The organism is Pseudomonas frederiksbergensis (genome assembly GCF_000802155.2).
GTDB lineage: Bacteria > Pseudomonadota > Gammaproteobacteria > Pseudomonadales > Pseudomonadaceae > Aquipseudomonas > Aquipseudomonas frederiksbergensis_A.
Window position 1 is genome coordinate 323,634 of sequence record NZ_JQGJ02000001.1, and the last position, 15,553, is coordinate 339,186.

14 protein-coding genes are annotated in these 15,553 nt (G+C 62.8%); 11 read left to right on the forward strand and 3 right to left on the reverse strand.

The window, feature by feature from the left end; genetic code table 11:
• Nucleotides 1–12: 12 nt before the first annotated feature.
• Nucleotides 13–1,344 carry a type VI secretion system baseplate subunit TssK gene (tssK, locus tag JZ00_RS01400; RefSeq protein WP_039591357.1) on the reverse strand — a complete coding sequence of 444 codons (1,332 nt, stop codon included), beginning with the start codon at nucleotides 1,342–1,344 and terminating at the stop codon, nucleotides 13–15.
• A 50-nt stretch (nucleotides 1,345–1,394) separates the two neighbouring features.
• Nucleotides 1,395–1,853, reverse strand: a complete 459-nt coding sequence (locus tag JZ00_RS01405; protein WP_039591359.1) for a hypothetical protein — start codon at nucleotides 1,851–1,853, stop codon at nucleotides 1,395–1,397.
• Between the two features lie 224 nt (nucleotides 1,854–2,077).
• Between JZ00_RS01405 and tssB the strand changes: the two genes are divergently transcribed.
• From tssB to JZ00_RS01455, 10 genes are all read left to right on the forward strand, one after another.
• The gene (gene tssB / locus JZ00_RS01410) at nucleotides 2,078–2,638 is read left to right on the forward strand and encodes a type VI secretion system contractile sheath small subunit (protein ID WP_039591360.1); all 561 of its coding nucleotides are present in this window, start codon (nucleotides 2,078–2,080) and stop codon (nucleotides 2,636–2,638) included.
• Between the two features lie 30 nt (nucleotides 2,639–2,668).
• Nucleotides 2,669–4,150 carry a type VI secretion system contractile sheath large subunit gene (gene tssC, locus JZ00_RS01415; protein WP_039591362.1) on the forward strand — a complete coding sequence of 494 codons (1,482 nt, stop codon included), beginning with the start codon at nucleotides 2,669–2,671 and terminating at the stop codon, nucleotides 4,148–4,150.
• 172 nt (nucleotides 4,151–4,322) lie between these two features.
• Entirely contained in the window at nucleotides 4,323–4,820 is a 498-nt protein-coding gene (locus JZ00_RS01420; RefSeq protein WP_039591364.1) for an Hcp family type VI secretion system effector, read from the forward strand.
• Between the two features lie 13 nt (nucleotides 4,821–4,833).
• Nucleotides 4,834–5,277 (forward strand): type VI secretion system baseplate subunit TssE, encoded by a 444-nt coding sequence (gene tssE, locus JZ00_RS01425; RefSeq protein ID WP_039591366.1) that lies wholly within the window; start codon nucleotides 4,834–4,836, stop codon nucleotides 5,275–5,277.
• Nucleotides 5,261–7,051, forward strand: coding sequence for a type VI secretion system baseplate subunit TssF (gene tssF / locus JZ00_RS01430; RefSeq protein ID WP_046508801.1), 1,791 nt, complete (start codon nucleotides 5,261–5,263; stop codon nucleotides 7,049–7,051). Before tssE ends, tssF begins: the two co-directional genes overlap by 17 nt.
• The gene (gene tssG, locus JZ00_RS01435; protein WP_039593039.1) at nucleotides 7,015–8,040 is read left to right on the forward strand and encodes a type VI secretion system baseplate subunit TssG; all 1,026 of its coding nucleotides are present in this window, start codon (nucleotides 7,015–7,017) and stop codon (nucleotides 8,038–8,040) included. The genes tssF and tssG overlap by 37 nt, the downstream gene beginning before the upstream one ends.
• 1 nt (nucleotide 8,041) lies before the next feature.
• Nucleotides 8,042–10,585, forward strand: a complete 2,544-nt coding sequence (gene tssH, locus JZ00_RS01440; protein WP_039593038.1) for a type VI secretion system ATPase TssH — start codon at nucleotides 8,042–8,044, stop codon at nucleotides 10,583–10,585.
• Between the two features lie 56 nt (nucleotides 10,586–10,641).
• Nucleotides 10,642–11,211, forward strand: a complete 570-nt coding sequence (locus JZ00_RS01445; protein WP_039593037.1) for a hypothetical protein — start codon at nucleotides 10,642–10,644, stop codon at nucleotides 11,209–11,211.
• 34 nt (nucleotides 11,212–11,245) lie between these two features.
• The gene (gene tssI, locus JZ00_RS01450) at nucleotides 11,246–13,255 is read left to right on the forward strand and encodes a type VI secretion system tip protein TssI/VgrG (RefSeq protein WP_039593036.1); all 2,010 of its coding nucleotides are present in this window, start codon (nucleotides 11,246–11,248) and stop codon (nucleotides 13,253–13,255) included.
• 12 nt (nucleotides 13,256–13,267) lie between these two features.
• Nucleotides 13,268–13,810, forward strand: a complete 543-nt coding sequence (locus JZ00_RS01455; protein WP_039593035.1) for a toxin-antitoxin system YwqK family antitoxin — start codon at nucleotides 13,268–13,270, stop codon at nucleotides 13,808–13,810.
• A 61-nt stretch (nucleotides 13,811–13,871) separates the two neighbouring features.
• On the opposite strand, the gene JZ00_RS01460 is transcribed toward JZ00_RS01455, so the two are convergent.
• Nucleotides 13,872–14,267: a DUF4280 domain-containing protein gene (locus tag JZ00_RS01460; protein WP_039593034.1), complete on the reverse strand. Its 396-nt coding sequence runs from the start codon at nucleotides 14,265–14,267 to the stop codon at nucleotides 13,872–13,874.
• 197 nt (nucleotides 14,268–14,464) lie between these two features.
• Here JZ00_RS01460 and JZ00_RS01465 point away from each other — a divergent pair, with 197 nt between their 5' ends.
• Nucleotides 14,465–15,532: a phosphotransferase family protein gene (locus tag JZ00_RS01465; RefSeq protein ID WP_039593033.1), complete on the forward strand. Its 1,068-nt coding sequence runs from the start codon at nucleotides 14,465–14,467 to the stop codon at nucleotides 15,530–15,532.
• Nucleotides 15,533–15,553: the final 21 nt, after the last annotated feature.

The window sequence follows — 15,553 nt, forward strand, 5'->3', positions numbered from 1 at the left end:
CCCCTTCTGCGGTCAGGCACTTTCACTGGCTTGCGCCACGAACAGCACCACTTGCCACGGGCTGCTGGCCTGGGCCGAAGCCGGCGCCACGATGTGCAGCGGCAGTTGTCCGTCGAACCATTGCCCGCTGGCGGCCACCACAAACAAACGGGTGTCGTCACCGACGCTGTAGGCCACCTGTTCGTTGCGGCTCATGGCCTGGTGGGGCAAACCGCTCATGCGTTGGCGGCTCAGCAACGCAATGTGGGGCGCCGACGCAATGATCGCGCCGCGCAACCATTCGGCCGCCGCTTGTTCGCCGGCGCCGTTGGGCATGCGCAAACCGATCACCAGGCGTTGATTCGGCTGATCGTCAGGCAACTGGATCGAGAAGACCTGCTCGTTGCGCTCGAACGCCAGGCTTCGGTAACCGGCGCGGACCAGTTCCAGGGTGTTTTCCAGCCAGTCGAGCAGCGGCTCGTAGCCGCGCTGCAATTCGAGAAAATCCAACGGCGCGAAAGCCGGGACGCCCGCCAGTGGATCCAGCGCCGACCAGCTACCGGCCAGCCCGAGCAGCAAACCGTAGAGCGCCTGGGGCGTCGCCACCCGGGTATTCAACATCCCTTCAACTTCCGGCAAGCGCGCCCATAGGGCCGTTAACTGCCGGCGGATCTCCATGGCATCGTCCTGATTGCCAGCCGCCTGGGCCTGGCGCAAGCGACCGGCCAGGAACATGCACTTTTCCCTGGCTCTGGCGCATACCCCGGCCACCCGCCGACCCAGGGCCGACTCCGGCAACAGGATCGGCGTTGGCGGCGTATACGGCACGCGCCAGAAACCACCGCCCTCCCTGCGGATGCGCAGCAATGGCAAGCAGATCGAATCAGCCTTGCTCAGTTGCGTGCAAAGCCTTGGGTTGGGTCGCCAGACCGTGATCGACTCGGGAAATTCGCCGCTGGTGAGGTCTGGCAAGGCATCGCCGACCACCGATTGCAAGCGGCCCTTGAGCGGCAGTAAATGCCCGGCGCGCCACAGCGGGCTGACCGCCAGATAAACGGTCACCGTGGCATCGTCGGTCTTGTCGATCGCCTCGCTGACGTCCAGTTCCAGGGCTGGCCCGACACCGGCTTGCAGGTTGACCGGCAAGCCGTCCGGCAAGGTGCCTTGCAATTGCAGTAGGCGCACCTGGCCGGCACTCAGGGCCGAAGGATCGACTTCCAACTGGCTGACGCCCCAGAACCAAGGGTTGCAGGCCCCGGCAAAATGCGCGGCGAGGGCCTCGGCGCGCAGCCCTTGCAATTGAAAATGCTGGGGCAGCAATTGCATGCCCTCGTGCCAGCACACCGCGTCAGGTAACAGGCTCATACGACTCCCTTCGACATCCCAAATCGCCGCGCGAGGCGGCCCGCGGTCACTCAATGCTGCTTGTGCAGGTCGTCATTCACGAGGGTCATCTCGCGACTGTCGAATTTCAGCCAGGCCTCGTGCTGATCGTCCAGCCGAAGCCGGTGGGCTCCCGGAGTGTTATAGCTGGCGAAGACCAAAAGTCCAGCGGCGCGCCGGCCCTCCAATGGGAAGGGTTGGCGGTCGATGAATTGCCCCGGAACCAGCTCCAGCCCCCATACCGACATGAGTTGACGATAGTCGCGCTGGAACTGTTCGCGCTCGGCGAACCATTGGCTGGCGGTAATGCCCGACAGCTGCTTGAGCAGGTCCGGGTCGTTCACCGCGATGAAATCCACCGCGATCGGTGTGTCGTCATTGGCCCGGGGGGCGACATCCAGGGTCAAGCTGTCCAGGTCGACACTGGGGGCAAAGAACGAACACCCCGTGAGCGCCAGGCTGAAAAAAAATCCATGAAAAAACCCACGCAAAATGAATCTTCCTTTTCTCAGCGGTCAAAAATTGTTTTTGCTTGCATTTTTATAGACCTGTTCTAGCGTCTTGGATAGTTCGACCCACACAGTCGAATGGACCAGGTTCGTCAAGGGAATGACAGGTTTTCTGCCGTCCATTTGCAACCTGCGGATCAGCAAGGGAATGCGATGAGCGGGACTCCCGATGCATTGCTTCCACACATGCATCGGAGTCGGCCGCCATGGCAGAAAGTACCCAGCACAAGCTCGACAGAGTCCGCCCTCCCCGCGTCCAGATCACCTACGACGTGGAAATCGGCAACGCCATCGAGAAAAAAGAATTGCCACTGGTCGTCGGCATTCTGGCCGACCTCTCGGGCAAGCCATTGGAGCCGCTGCCCAAGCTCAACGAGCGGCGCTTCACCGAGATCGATCGGGATAATTTCAACGAGGTGCTCGCCTCCATCTCCCCACGCGCCACGCTGCAGGTGAACAACACCCTCAGCGGCGACGACAGCAAGCTCAACATCGAACTCAACTTCCGCCACATCGATGATTTCGACCCGGTCAAGGTCGTCGAGCAAGTCACGCCACTGCGCCGCTTGTTCGAAGCGCGCCAACGCCTGCGGGACCTTTTGACCAAACTCGACGGCAACGATGACCTGGACAAGCTGCTGCGTGACGTGATCGCCAACACCGAAGGCCTGCAAGAGATCAAGTCGGCCCGGCCACAGGACGCGACGCCAGAACTGCCGACCGTCGCCGCCAACGATGACCCTGCCCCGGCCGAACCACAGGCCTGATCGCGCGCCTCATTCAAGGGAGATAAAGCCATGCCTGCTTCATCCAGCGCTCAAACCAGCGAGAGCACGACCCAGACCCTGTCCTTGCTGGACAAGATCATCGCCGAAGGCCGCATGGCCCACGACGACAGCCAGCAAGACTACGCCCGCGACATGCTGGCCGAATTCGCCACGCAGGTCCTCGACGAAGGCATGGCCATCGACAAGGACACCGTGGCGATGATCAACGACCGCATCAGTCAGATCGACCAGTTGATCAGCGCCCAGCTCAACGAAGTCCTGCACCACCCCGAGCTACAGAAACTCGAGGCCTCCTGGCGCGGCCTGCACCTGCTGGTGCAGAACACCGAAACCAGCACCCGACTCAAATTACGCCTGCTCAACGTCACCCAGAAAGAACTGCAAAACGACTTGGAAAAAGCCGTCGAATTCGACCAGAGCGCCTTGTTCAAGAAAATCTACGAGGAGGAGTACGGTACCTTCGGCGGACACCCGTTCAGTCTGCTGGTGGGCGACTACACCTTTGGCCGCCATCCGCAGGACATCGGCCTGCTGGAAAAACTCTCGAACGTCGCCGCCGCCGCACATGCGCCGTTCATTGCCGCCGCCAGCCCGCGGCTGTTCGACATGACCAGCTTCACCGAACTGGCAATCCCCCGGGACCTGTCGAAAATTTTCGAAAGCCAGGAGCTGATCAAGTGGCGCGCCTTCCGTGAAAGCGAAGATTCGCGTTATGTGTCCCTGGTGCTGCCGCAGTTCCTGCTGCGCCTGCCCTACGGCCCGGACACGCTGCCGGTGGAAGGCATCAACTACGTCGAAGACGTCAACGGCACCGACCACAGCAAATACCTGTGGGGCAACGCCTCCTGGGCACTGTCGCAACGCATCACCGAGGCCTTCGCCAAATACGGCTGGTGCGCGGCGATTCGCGGGGCCGAGGGCGGTGGCGCGGTCGAAGGCCTGCCGGCCCATACCTTCCGCACCAGCTCCGGGGACCTGTCGCTCAAATGCCCGACCGAAGTGGCGATCACCGACCGTCGCGAGAAAGAACTCAACGACTTGGGCTTCATCGCCCTTTGCCATAAGAAAAACAGCGACGTGGCGGTGTTCTTCGGCGGCCAGACGACCAACAAGGCCAAGGTCTACAACACCAACGAGGCCAACGCCAACGCGCGAATCTCGGCGATGTTGCCGTATGTGCTCGCGGCCTCGCGTTTCGCCCATTACCTGAAGGTCATCATGCGCGACAAGGTCGGCAGCTTCATGACCCGCGACAACGTGCAGACCTACCTCAACAACTGGATCGCCGACTATGTGCTGATCAACGATAACGCGCCGCAAGAGATCAAGGCGCAGTACCCGCTACGCGAAGCCCGGGTAGACGTGACTGAGGTGGCTGGCAAGCCTGGCGCCTATAAAGCGACGGTGTTCCTGCGGCCGCACTTCCAACTGGAGGAACTCACGGCCTCGATCCGCCTCGTGGCGACCTTGCCGCCACCGGTAGCTGCCTGACCACGGTGTGGCTCTGTGGCTGGAGAGCTTTTTGTGACGCGGGAGCAAGCTCCTTCGCCACAAAAGCTCTCTAGCCATAAAAAGCTTTCTAGCCACAGCAAGCGCCTTGGCCACAGGTTAATTCATCGGTATCGGGCACCGCCCATTTCGTCTTCTTCAGGAGTTCCACACAATGGATGCAATCATTCTCGACCTCGGCGGCGACATCAAGGGCGACAGCCTGCTGGAGGGTTTCACGGACAAGATCGAGGTCATGTCCTACAGCCACAACGTGGCCATGCAGGTCACCAACGACGTCAGCAACTCGGAGCGCACCTCCGGCCGCCCGCATATCGGCGAATTCACCCTGACCAAATTCATCGACAGCTCCACCCCGTCGCTCAATGAGTATTGCTGCGCCGGCAAGCCGATCCCGCAAGCCGTCATCACCGTCGGCCGCAACGCCGCCGAAGGCAGCGGCCAAATCATGCCGTTCATTGTCTACACGCTGACCAACGTCGTGCTGTCCAACGTCAGTGTCAGCGGTGGCACCGGCGGCAAACCGGTGGAAACCCTGTCGCTGAATTTCACCAAGATCAAATGGGAGCTCACCGCGCAGAAAGATGACGGCACCAAGGAAGGCACGGCCGGCACGACCTGGGACTTGGCCGCCAACAAAATGACCAAGTAAGGAAGTCCTGCCCATGGCTGGTTTCGGGCTGCGCCCGCCCCTGTTCGAACGCCTGGCCAGCCTGGCGGACGATACCGGGCGGGCGTTCGATCGGCAGGCGTTGCAAGACTCGGTGCATGCCGAACTGTCGCGCCTGTTCAATACCCGTCGAGGCCCACGGGCGCTGACCGAGCCACCGAGCATCCTCGACTACGGCATCGCCGACTGGACCGCGCTGCAACAGCAGCGCAGCGATGACCGGCGCCAACTGACCCGGGAAATTCGCCAGGCCATCACCCACTTCGAACCGCGCCTGCACTTGGGCGAGGTCGAGGTCTGCCCGGTGCCCGGCCATCCACAGCAATTGTGCATACGCCTGTTGGGCGAGCTGCGTGGCGACCCGCAGCCATGGCCGGTGGCGTTTGTGATCGAGCACGCCGGCGACGGCTTGGAGGTGCGCCATGAGCGACTCGATTGATCCGCAACTGTTGGATTATTACCAACGCGAACTGACCTGGCTGCGGCATGCCGGGAGCCTGTTCGCCGAGCGCTACCCCAAGGTCGCCCGGCGCCTGGAGTTGTCCCCCGGCGAGTGCCCCGACCCCCACGTCGAGCGCCTGCTGGAAGGGTTCGCCCTGCTGGCCGCGCGCTTGCAGCGTCGGTTGGACGACGACTACGCCGAATTCAGCGATGCCCTGCTCGAACAGCTTTATCCGCTGGCCATGCGGCCCTTGCCGTCCTGTGCCATCGTGCAGTTCGAGCCCGACCCGAGCAAAGGCAACTTGAACGAGGGCTACCCGCTGCCCCGCGACACGCCCTTGTTCGTCACCACGGAAAAAGGCCAAAGCATTCATTTTCGCACCACCGCCGCCGTGCACCTGTGGCCACTTCAAGTCAGCGAAGCCTTGTTGCTGGGCAGTGACGAGGCCCAGGCGCTGACAGGGGTGGTCCAGGCGCGCTCGGCCTTGCGCCTGGAGCTGCGTTGCCTGGGAAAAAGCCAATGGTCGACCCTGGGCATCGACTCGCTGCGGGTACACCTGGCGGCGTCACCGATCATCAACGCCGGGCTGTACGACTTGCTTGGCGCACATGCCATCAAGGTCCTGGCCGGCGCGCCGGGCAGCGTGCCGGAACCGTTGGCGGGTTTGCCGCAGATTGTCGGTTTCGCCAGCGACCAAGCCTTGCTTCCTGATGAGGATGGCGTGCATCCAGGCATGCGCCTGTTGGCGGAGTATTTCGCCTTTGCCGACAAATTCGGCTTTTTCGACCTGCCGCTGGCCGGCGCCAACAGCGACAACGCTTCTTTATATCTCTACATCGTGTTCGACCGGGCGCCAACCAGCCGCCTGCCGCTCCAGGCCAGCGACATTGCCCTGGGCTGCGCACCGGTGATCAACCTGTTTCCCCGAACTTCCGAGCCCCTGCGCCCGGACGGCACCCGCAGCGAGTATCGGCTGGTGGCCGACAGTCATCGGGAAAACAGTGTGGAGATCCACAGCATCAGGGGCATGCGCGCCATGACTGGCCAGGGGGTACGTAAAGTTCCGGCTTACTACGGCAGCCAACATGGCAGCGACGAGCCCTGTTATTGGCATGCACGACGAGTCAGCGGCATGACCCCGAACCGACTGGGCACCGACCTGATGGTCAGTCTCGTGGATACCCGGTTCGATCCATCGGCCGAATCCCAGGATTACAGCCTCACCGCCGAACTGCTGTGCACCAACCGCCACCTGGCCCAAAGCCTGCCGGCCGGCACGCCACTGGGTTTCGAGCGCCCCGGGCCGGTAGCCTGGGCGCGACTGCGCAACCCTCCCAGCCCGCAGAGCCTGCCGCGCCTGGACGGGGAGTCACGTTGGCGGCTGGTTTCGCAATTGACCCTCAACCACCTGTCGCTGGTGGAAGGTCCCCAGGCGCTGGACGCGTTGCGTGAGATTCTCGAACTGCACAACCTGCGGGACGAGGCCAGCGCGCGTCGCCAGATCGTCGGCGTATCGGGACTGGGCTGCGAGCGCGTCATCGCCCATCTCGGCGAAGACGCCTGGCGGGGCTGGCGTAATGGTCTGGAGGTGCGCCTGCAACTGGATCCGCATCATTTCGTCGGCAGCAGCGCCGTGCTGTTCTCCGGCGTACTGGCGCAGTTCTTCTCCCTGTACGCCACCGCCAATCGCTTCGTGCGCACCGTGCTGGTCCAGTCCGACAAGGAGGTGAAGACATGGCAACCCCAAGCCGGCAAACCCCTGGCGCTCTGAACCTCAGCGAGCGTCTGCGACGCGATCCGCAACGCTTCGAATGGCTCCAGGCCTTGTTGCTGCTCGAACGCGAACATCCGCAGGCCGAGCCTCTGGGCAGCGGCACCGCGCCGCACGCCGAGGCGTTGCGCCTACGCGGCCCCCTGACGCCACTGTTCGCGGCCAGTGAAATCGAAAGCCTGTGCCAGGAACCGGGGCTCCCGCCGACCCTGGCCACGCCAATCTTTGGCCTCGGTGGCCCGGACGGCCCGCTGCCCTACGCCTACCAGGAATGGCTGCAACAACGGGCGCGGGCAAAAGACCATGCCCCGGCGGAATTCCTCGACCTGTTCCAGCATCGCCTGCTCAGCCTGCTTTACAAAGTGATGCGCAAACACCGCATCGCCCTGGGGTTCACGGCCCCAGGCTCGTCCGCCGTACAGGCGCAAATGCGCGCGTTGACCGGACTGCTGCCCAAGGCCATGCAGGAACGCCAGGCCGCACCCGACTCAGCGGTGCTGGCCTGCACCGCGCTGTATGCCGATGGTCGGCGTTCCCTGGCCGGCTTTGCGGCGATTGTCCGTGAACAGTTCGGCTTGCCCGTCGAGCTGAACGCCTATGAAGGAGGCTGGCGTGAAATCCCGCCGGCCAGCCGCAGCCGCTTGCAGCCGGGCGGACGCAATCTTCGCCTGGGCCGCAACGCGGTGGCCGGTACCCGGGTCTGGGACGAACACGCTGGCGTGCGCCTGACGCTGGGGCCGCTGAGCGCGACCCAGGCCAGCAGCTTGCTGCCGACTGGCGAAACCCATCCGCTGCTCGCCAGCCTTTATGCGCTGTATTTCGGCCCGGACCTGGACTGCAACCTGGTACTGCTGGTCCGTGGTGCCGGCCCGCTGCAACTGGGCCGCCAGGCAGCGCCTCGACTGAACTGGAACGGTGGCCTGCAACGCCAGCCGAGCCTGGCCGTGCAACGGATCGAAACCCGCCTTCGCCAGCCGGAGATCGCCTGAAATGGAACTGGCCAGCCTGATCGGACGCCTCAACCCGGACAACCGCCGCGCCCTGGAACGGGCCGCGCAGCGGTGCATGCAGCGCAGCCATCATTACGTGGAAATCGAACACCTGCTGTTGGAGTTGCTCGACATCGAGGGCGGTGACTTCGCCTGCCTGTTGCCGCGATTCGGTCTTGAGCGTGATGCGGTGACGGCGGAAACCAACAAGGCCCTGGACCTGTTCAAATCCGGCAGCACCCGCACGCCCGCCTTGTCAGCACAAACCATCGGCCTGTTGGAAGACGCCGTGGTCGAGGCCAGCGTGCTGGGCCTGGACAGCATCCGCTCCGGACTGTTACTGCTGGCACTGCTTGACCGTGATGAACGTCGCAGCCTGCTACTCAACAGCGCCTCGTCCCTGCTGCGCATTCCCCGCGATGCCCTGCGCGCCCATCTGTTGGAGTGGACTGAAAGCTCCCGCGAGCATGTCGGCGGCGTGCGCCCGGTCAAACCCGGCGAAGCGCCGCAGAAACAGGACCCGGTACTCGACCAGTACACCCAAGACCTGACCGCCGACGCCCGGAACGGCCGCATCGACCCCATCGTCGGCCGCGACGGCGAGATCCGCCAGTGCATCGACATTCTCCTCAGGCGCCGGCAGAACAACCCGATCCTGGTGGGCGCACCGGGTGTCGGAAAGACCGCCGTGGTGGAAGGCCTGGCCCTGCGCATCGCCGCCGGGGATGTGCCGCCGTCGTTGCAGGAAGTCACCCTGCGCGTGTTGGACCTCGGGCTGTTGCAGGCGGGCGCGGGCGTCAAGGGCGAATTTGAACAACGCCTCAAGGGCGTGATCGACGCAGTCCGCAGCGCGGAAAAACCGATCATCCTGTTCATCGACGAAGCCCATACGCTGATTGGCGCGGGCGGGGCCGAGGGTGGCAGCGACGCGGCCAATCTACTCAAGCCGGCCTTGGCCCGGGGCGAATTGCGCACCCTGGCCGCCACCACCTGGCTGGAATACAAAAAATATTTCGAGAAGGATCCGGCCCTGGCCCGCCGCTTCCAACTCGTGCAAGTGGAAGAACCGGACGAACTCACCGCCGTGGAAATGCTCCGGGGCGTGGCGAGCAAACTGGAACAGCACCACGGCGTGCAGGTGCTGGACGCGGCCATCCACGAGGCGGTGAAGCTGTCCCACCGCTACATCTCCGGGCGACAGTTGCCAGACAAAGCCATCAGCGTGCTCGACACCGCCTGCGCCCGGGTCGCCCTTGGCCAGCACGACGTACCGCCGCCGCTGGAAAGCCTGCGCCATCGGCAGAACAGCCTCAAGGACGAGGTCGAACGCCTGCGCCGGGAACAGGCCACCGGTCTGGATCACCGCGAGCGCATCACCGTGCTGGAGAACGAATCGACCAGTAATGTGCAGGCCATCCGCGAGCTGGAAACCCGCTGGGGCGAAGAGCGCGAAGCCGTGCGCGAACTGCTCGACACCCGCCGCGAACTGCTTGCCCTGAGCGAACGCGCCGACAGTGAAAAAGCCGACACCGAGATTGATAACCGCATCGACCACCTGGCCGCCGAACTGTTGCGCCTGGAAGCCGGTCTCGATGCCATTCGCCAGGACGATCCGCTGGTGCCCGAACAGGTGGACAGCAAGACCGTCGCCGCGGTGATCGCCGGTTGGACTGGCATCCCGGTCGGCAAGATGCTCGCCGACGAAGCCCACGCCGTGCGTACCCTCGGCCAACGCATGGGCCAGCGAGTCATGGGCCAGGGCACGGCGCTGAACACCATCGCCCAACGCCTGCAAGCCTACCGCGCCGGTCTTACCGACCCGCAGAAACCGGTCGGCGTGTTTTTGTTGGTGGGCCCAACCGGCGTGGGCAAGACCGAAACTGCCTATGCCCTGGCCGATGCCTTGTACGGCGGTGAGCGCAACCTGATCAGCATCAACCTCTCTGAATACCAAGAGGCCCACACCGTCAGCCAACTCAAAGGCGCCCCGCCCGGCTACGTTGGCTATGGCAGCGGCGGCGTGCTCACCGAAGCGGTGCGGCGCAAACCCTATTGCGTGGTGCTGCTCGACGAAATCGAAAAGGCCCACCCGGACGTGCTCGAAGCCTTCTACAACGTTTTCGACAAAGGCCTGATGGAAGACGGCACCGGCCTGGTGGTGGACTTCAAGAACACCGTGATGCTCGCCACCAGCAACGTCGGCGCCGAACTGCTTTTGGACACGCCTGTGGCGCAACTGGGCAGCGACGCCTTCAACGAAGCCTTGCACAAGGTGCTGCTGCAAGTATTCCGCCCAGCGTTTTTGGCGCGCATGACCGTGGTGGCGTATCGGCCGCTGGATGAAGCGACGCTGGAAGGGATCGTGCTGGCGAAGTTGGAAAAATTGCGCGGGCGCTATAAGGCGGCGACGGGCAAGCAGTTCGAATTCGATGCCGGGATCGTCAAGGCGGTATTGGCCAAATGCAGCGCGGCCGGGGCAAGGGACGTCGAGAACGTGTTGATGACGCAGGTGACGGGGAAGTTGGCGGAGTGGGTGTTGGAGTAACACCTCCAGGCCGACCGAATTTCGTGGCAGTTTCTTACTCAGTGGAGACATGCATCATGACGGAAAGCGACTTTTTAAATGTGGTATTGCAGGCAGCCGGCGTCCACCCGCAAGATTTTTCCGGCACACCGAGCCAGTTCAATAAAAGCTGGACTTCGAACGGTCCGTGGGAAGGCGCCGCCCAAGTTGAAATTGCCTACCACCTTCTACGTGGCTACGCGACCGCTGCCAAGGTCAGGGAGATCAGCTACCCCTGGCCTTACAGCGCCGAGAAGGTCGATTTCTATTTCGTTCTCCAAGGAAAGAGCTATGCGGTAGAAATCAAGGTAGAGAGCACAAACGGAGATTTCGGCGGCGCTAACCTCCAGGAATCAATCACCCGGGATGTCAACAAGCTCCACGGGTTCAAGGCCGACAATCGCTGGGTCGTGGTCATCGCTACGAGTCAGAAAAATCGTGAGTTGCTGGATAAGACCCTGAACCGCGGTGATTCATGGGTCTGCGATGCCGAGGGGTCTTTCACTGCTTATCTCTGCAACATAGACACATATCCTCACGGCCTTCCTATCAGTCGATCAAGCGAATTAAGCGCACCGTACAATTTCATCACCACCCACTACAGCTGACGCGTACGTTTTCTCGAAGTCGTGAGGCCTTTCAATGCCCCGCTCCACCGACAGCAACACCACCCTCTCCCTCACCGCCACCTCGCTGTCGGCGCTGTACCCCGACTCGCTGTCCGGCGAAGAGCGCCTCAATAGCTTGGGCTCGCACATTCTCAACGGCATCAACGACGGTGCCTCGCTGGACCTCACCACGGCCGTCGCCAGCCATGTGACCGCCACCTTGCACAAGGACGCCATGCTGCGCCCGCTGGATGGGTTGGTGGCCGAGATCCGCCAACTACCGGCCGATGCCACCGCCGAGCGCTATCAACTTTTGCTCCGGCCATGGCTCTGGTGGCTGAGCCTGGCCAGCAACAACCGCGTGTTCCAGAACCTCGTCACGTCGGACATTGTCACCACGATTTTCAACGCCCATGGCTTCAGCGATTTTCAACTCAAGCTCAGCGGCAGCTACACCCCGCGCGAATACTGCGTGCAGTACGGCGAAACAGACCTGGCCTTCGTCTCGCGCCTGTTGGAAGAAGACGGGATCTTCTGGTTCTTCTCCCATGACGAGGGCAAGCACACCTTGGTCCTGGCCGACAGCAATGACGCCTTCTCGCCCATCCCCAATGGGCCGACGGTGAATTATCTCGGGCAGAAGCTGGGGGAGCGAGAACTGCACGGTATCCGCGCAGGGCAAGTGTGCCTGCAAGCGGTGGCCGGGGTTTACCAGGCCACCGATTATGAGTTCACCACGCCGACGACATCGCTCTTCAGCCAGGCCGAGGCCATGGCGGGGCCGAGTTCGCTGTACGAACATCCCGGCGGCTATACCGCCAAGGCCCAGGGCGATGCGTTGACCAAGCAGCGAGTGGACGGCCTGCGCAGCCAAGAGAAGCGGTTTGTCGGCGAAAGCGACTGCCGCTGGCTGGTGCCAGGCTATTGGTTCACCCTCGTCGGTCATGAAGACACGACGCTGAACATCGATTGGGTCGTGACGGCAGTCAGCCATGAAGCCAGCCACGACAGCTATCGCAACCGCTTCGAAGCGATCCCCAAGGCCACCGCCTACCGACCAGCTCGCATCACGCCAAAACCACGCATGCATACCCAGACGGCGCTGGTGGTGGGCAAGGCCGGCGAAGAAATCTGGACCGATGAATACGGCCGGATCAAGTTGCAGTTCCCCTGGGACCGCACCGGCAAGAACGACGAGACCTCGTCCTGCTGGGTACGCGTGGTCCTGCCCTGGAGCGGCAAGGGTTTTGGCATGCAGTTCGTGCCGCGCATCGGCCAGGAAGTCATCGTCACCTTCATCGACGGTGACCCGGATCGGCCCTTGGTTACCGGTTGCGTCTACAACGGCGACAATGCCTTGCCCTACGCGCTGCCAGCGAACCAGACCCAATCCGGGATCAAGACCAACTCGTCCAAGGGCGGCGGCGGTTTCAACGAGTTGCGCTTCGAAGACAAGAAAGACGCTGAAGAGGTGTTTCTCCAGGCGCAAAAGGACTTCAACATCAACGTGCTCAACGACACCACCGCCACCGTCGGCCACGACGAAACCCTCACGGTGCAGAACGCCCGCACCCGCACGGTGAAGGATGGCGACGAAACCGTCACCCTTGAGAAAGGCAAGCGCTGCGTGACCATCCAGACCGGCAGCGACAGCCTCGATGTGAAAGACACCCGCACCGTGACCGTGGGTTCCGACCAGACCCACAGCACCGGCGGCAACTATGAGCACAAAGTCACCGGCAACTACAGCCTGACGGTGGACGGCAACCTGACCATCAAGGTCAGTGGCACCCTGACCCTGCAAAGCGGCGACAGCTTCGCCATCAAGAGCGGCACGGACCTGGCCGTCCAGGCCAGCACGTCCATCAGCCAGAAAGCCGGCACGGCCCTGAGCAACCAGGCAGGTACCTCCTTGGAAAACAAGGCCGGCACCACCCTGACCAACGACGCCGGCATCAGCCTGGTGAACAAGGCCGCCGCCGAACAGACCGTGGACGGCGGCGGCATGCTGACCATCAAGGGCGGCCTGGTGAAGGTCAACTGAGGAAGCGCGACAATGGCCTCGAAGAAACTGGACGTGGAACGCGACGACAGCCAGCTGAACGGGCAACTGGTCGATGGCAAGCTCGACGGCCCGCTGCAGATTGAAGAAGCACAACGCCCGCAAGCGAAACTCCACTACCACCAGGGCGAACTGGAAGGCACCAGCATCTTGTATCATCCCAATGGCAAGGTTTCGGCGGTGTTGCCATTCGTGAAAGGCAAACTACAAGGCACGGCGAGTTTCTATGCGGCTGAGGGCGGCTTGCAACGCCAGGCCACGTACCGCCGCGGGCTATTGCACGGTGAGGCAAACAATTACTTTCCCGATGGGCAACTGGCCGAAGCGGAGTTCTATCGCGACGGCGTACGCGACGGTCATTATCGGCGCCTGCACCCCAACGGCAGCCCGGCAGTCGAAGCCCGTTACCTCAACGGTCAACTGCTGGAACCGGCCCAGGCCTATGCCCAGGACGGCCGGCCATTGGATGCCGAGGGCAAGCCGATCTCCCGGGTGCGCTGGTGGTTCCGGCGTTGGAATGATCCGGCGCAGGCCTGACATCAACCCCTCAGTCAGCCCAGTACATGTGGGCAGCTAGCCTGATTCCACCACGCAACCATCAGGGGATGAGCATCTGCACCTGCCCCGGCACGACGATCTTGATCACCCCGGCCCAGGTACACATCAACGTGCTGTTGGCGTCGATGGCCGGCATGTTGCCGAGCAACAGCGTCGGTGCGCCACCGGGGATCCACGGGGTCGCGGTGGCCGGAATGCATGGCATGGGGGTCAGCACGCCCAACGCCGCCGCGGTGGCCGCGGCCACGGTCGGGTTCGCCAGGCTCTGGCACATGCCGAACGTGGTGATGTTCACCAAGGGAATATGATCCATGATATTTGCCGCCGGCATCCCCCCGGTCAGCAAGCGATTGACCGGTAGCACGTTGAGCACCGCCGGTGCCGCGCCGAAGCTGCATTGCAGGGTCGCGGTGCTACAGACTTGCGGGCATCCCATCGCGATGGCTCCTTGGAAGCGACAGTCTCCAAACCTTAGCTCGCAAGCGCCCGCCGCGCACGGGAACCATGCATCAAGGCCGCTGATTATCCAGCAACACGCTAACCTATAAGACCCCGGCGTGCTTGTGACGCCTCCCACGCGCCATTAGATTAGCCAATGATCGATGGCCTCCAAAATAAGCAGAAGGGATAAGCATGGCAGTTACTGATCAGTCCACCCGCGTGCGCGACGGTGAAGAACTCGATGCCAACCTGATCGACCCGTACCTCAAGGCCCATATTCCTGGCTTGACCGGCGCGCCGGTGATCAGCCAGTTTCCCGGTGGCGCGTCGAACCTGACGTACCTGCTGGAATACCCCGAGCAGGAGTTTGTCCTGCGGCGGCCGCCGTTCGGCCACAAAGCCAAGTCAGCCCACGACATGGGCCGTGAGTTCCGCATCCTCAATCAGTTGCGCGAAGGCTTCCCGTACTGCCCGAAAGCCTATGTGCACTGCACCGACGAGTCGGTGATGGGCGCCGAGTTCTACGTGATGGAACGGGTCAAGGGCATTATCCTGCGCGCCGAGCTGCCGCCGGAACTGGGTTTCGACGCCGCCCGCACCGAAGCGCTGTGCAAAAGCTTCATCGACCGGCTCGTCGAACTGCACCGCGTCGACTACCACGCCTGCGGCCTGGCCGACCTGGGCAAGCCCGAAGGCTACGTGGCGCGGCAGATCCGTGGCTGGAGCGACCGCTACGAAAAAGCCCTGACCCCCGATGCGCCCCAGTGGGAGGCGGTCAAGGCCTGGCTCAACGACAAGATGCCCGCCGATCATCCGACATCGAGCATCGTTCACAACGACTACCGCTTCGACAACGTCATCCTCGACCCGGACAACCCGATGCAGATCATCGGCGTGCTGGATTGGGAACTGACCACCCTCGGCGACCCGTTGATGGACCTGGGCAACAGCCTCGCCTATTGGATCGAGGCCGGTGATCCGGCGCCGGTGCAACTGTTGCGCCGCCAGCCAAGCCACGCGCCGGGCATGCTGACCCGCCGTGAATTCGTCGATTACTACGCCGAACGCGCTGGAATCCGCATCGACAACTTCGATTTCTATTACACCTACGGCCTGTTCCGCCTGGCCGGCATCGTCCAGCAGATCTACTACCGCTTTTTCCATGGCCAGACCCAGGACAAACGCTTCGCGCAGTTCGTTCAGATGAACAAACTGCTGGAGCAGATGAGCCTGCAGGTCATCAACAAATCCACGCTCTGAGCGCACCTATAACAAGGAAAC

Coding starts and splice junctions, on each gene's coding strand:
- JZ00_RS01455 (WP_039593035.1), top strand. CDS start 13,268: ATGGCCTCGAAGAAACTGGACGTGGAACGCGACGACAGCCAGCTGAAC.
- tssB (WP_039591360.1), top strand. CDS start 2,078: ATGGCAGAAAGTACCCAGCACAAGCTCGACAGAGTCCGCCCTCCCCGC.
- tssK (WP_039591357.1), bottom strand. CDS start 1,344: ATGAGCCTGTTACCTGACGCGGTGTGCTGGCACGAGGGCATGCAATTG.
- tssH (WP_039593038.1), top strand. CDS start 8,042: ATGGAACTGGCCAGCCTGATCGGACGCCTCAACCCGGACAACCGCCGC.
- tssE (WP_039591366.1), top strand. CDS start 4,834: ATGGCTGGTTTCGGGCTGCGCCCGCCCCTGTTCGAACGCCTGGCCAGC.
- JZ00_RS01420 (WP_039591364.1), top strand. CDS start 4,323: ATGGATGCAATCATTCTCGACCTCGGCGGCGACATCAAGGGCGACAGC.
- tssI (WP_039593036.1), top strand. CDS start 11,246: ATGCCCCGCTCCACCGACAGCAACACCACCCTCTCCCTCACCGCCACC.
- JZ00_RS01465 (WP_039593033.1), top strand. CDS start 14,465: ATGGCAGTTACTGATCAGTCCACCCGCGTGCGCGACGGTGAAGAACTC.
- tssC (WP_039591362.1), top strand. CDS start 2,669: ATGCCTGCTTCATCCAGCGCTCAAACCAGCGAGAGCACGACCCAGACC.
- JZ00_RS01445 (WP_039593037.1), top strand. CDS start 10,642: ATGACGGAAAGCGACTTTTTAAATGTGGTATTGCAGGCAGCCGGCGTC.
- tssG (WP_039593039.1), top strand. CDS start 7,015: ATGGCAACCCCAAGCCGGCAAACCCCTGGCGCTCTGAACCTCAGCGAG.
- JZ00_RS01460 (WP_039593034.1), bottom strand. CDS start 14,267: ATGGGATGCCCGCAAGTCTGTAGCACCGCGACCCTGCAATGCAGCTTC.
- tssF (WP_046508801.1), top strand. CDS start 5,261: ATGAGCGACTCGATTGATCCGCAACTGTTGGATTATTACCAACGCGAA.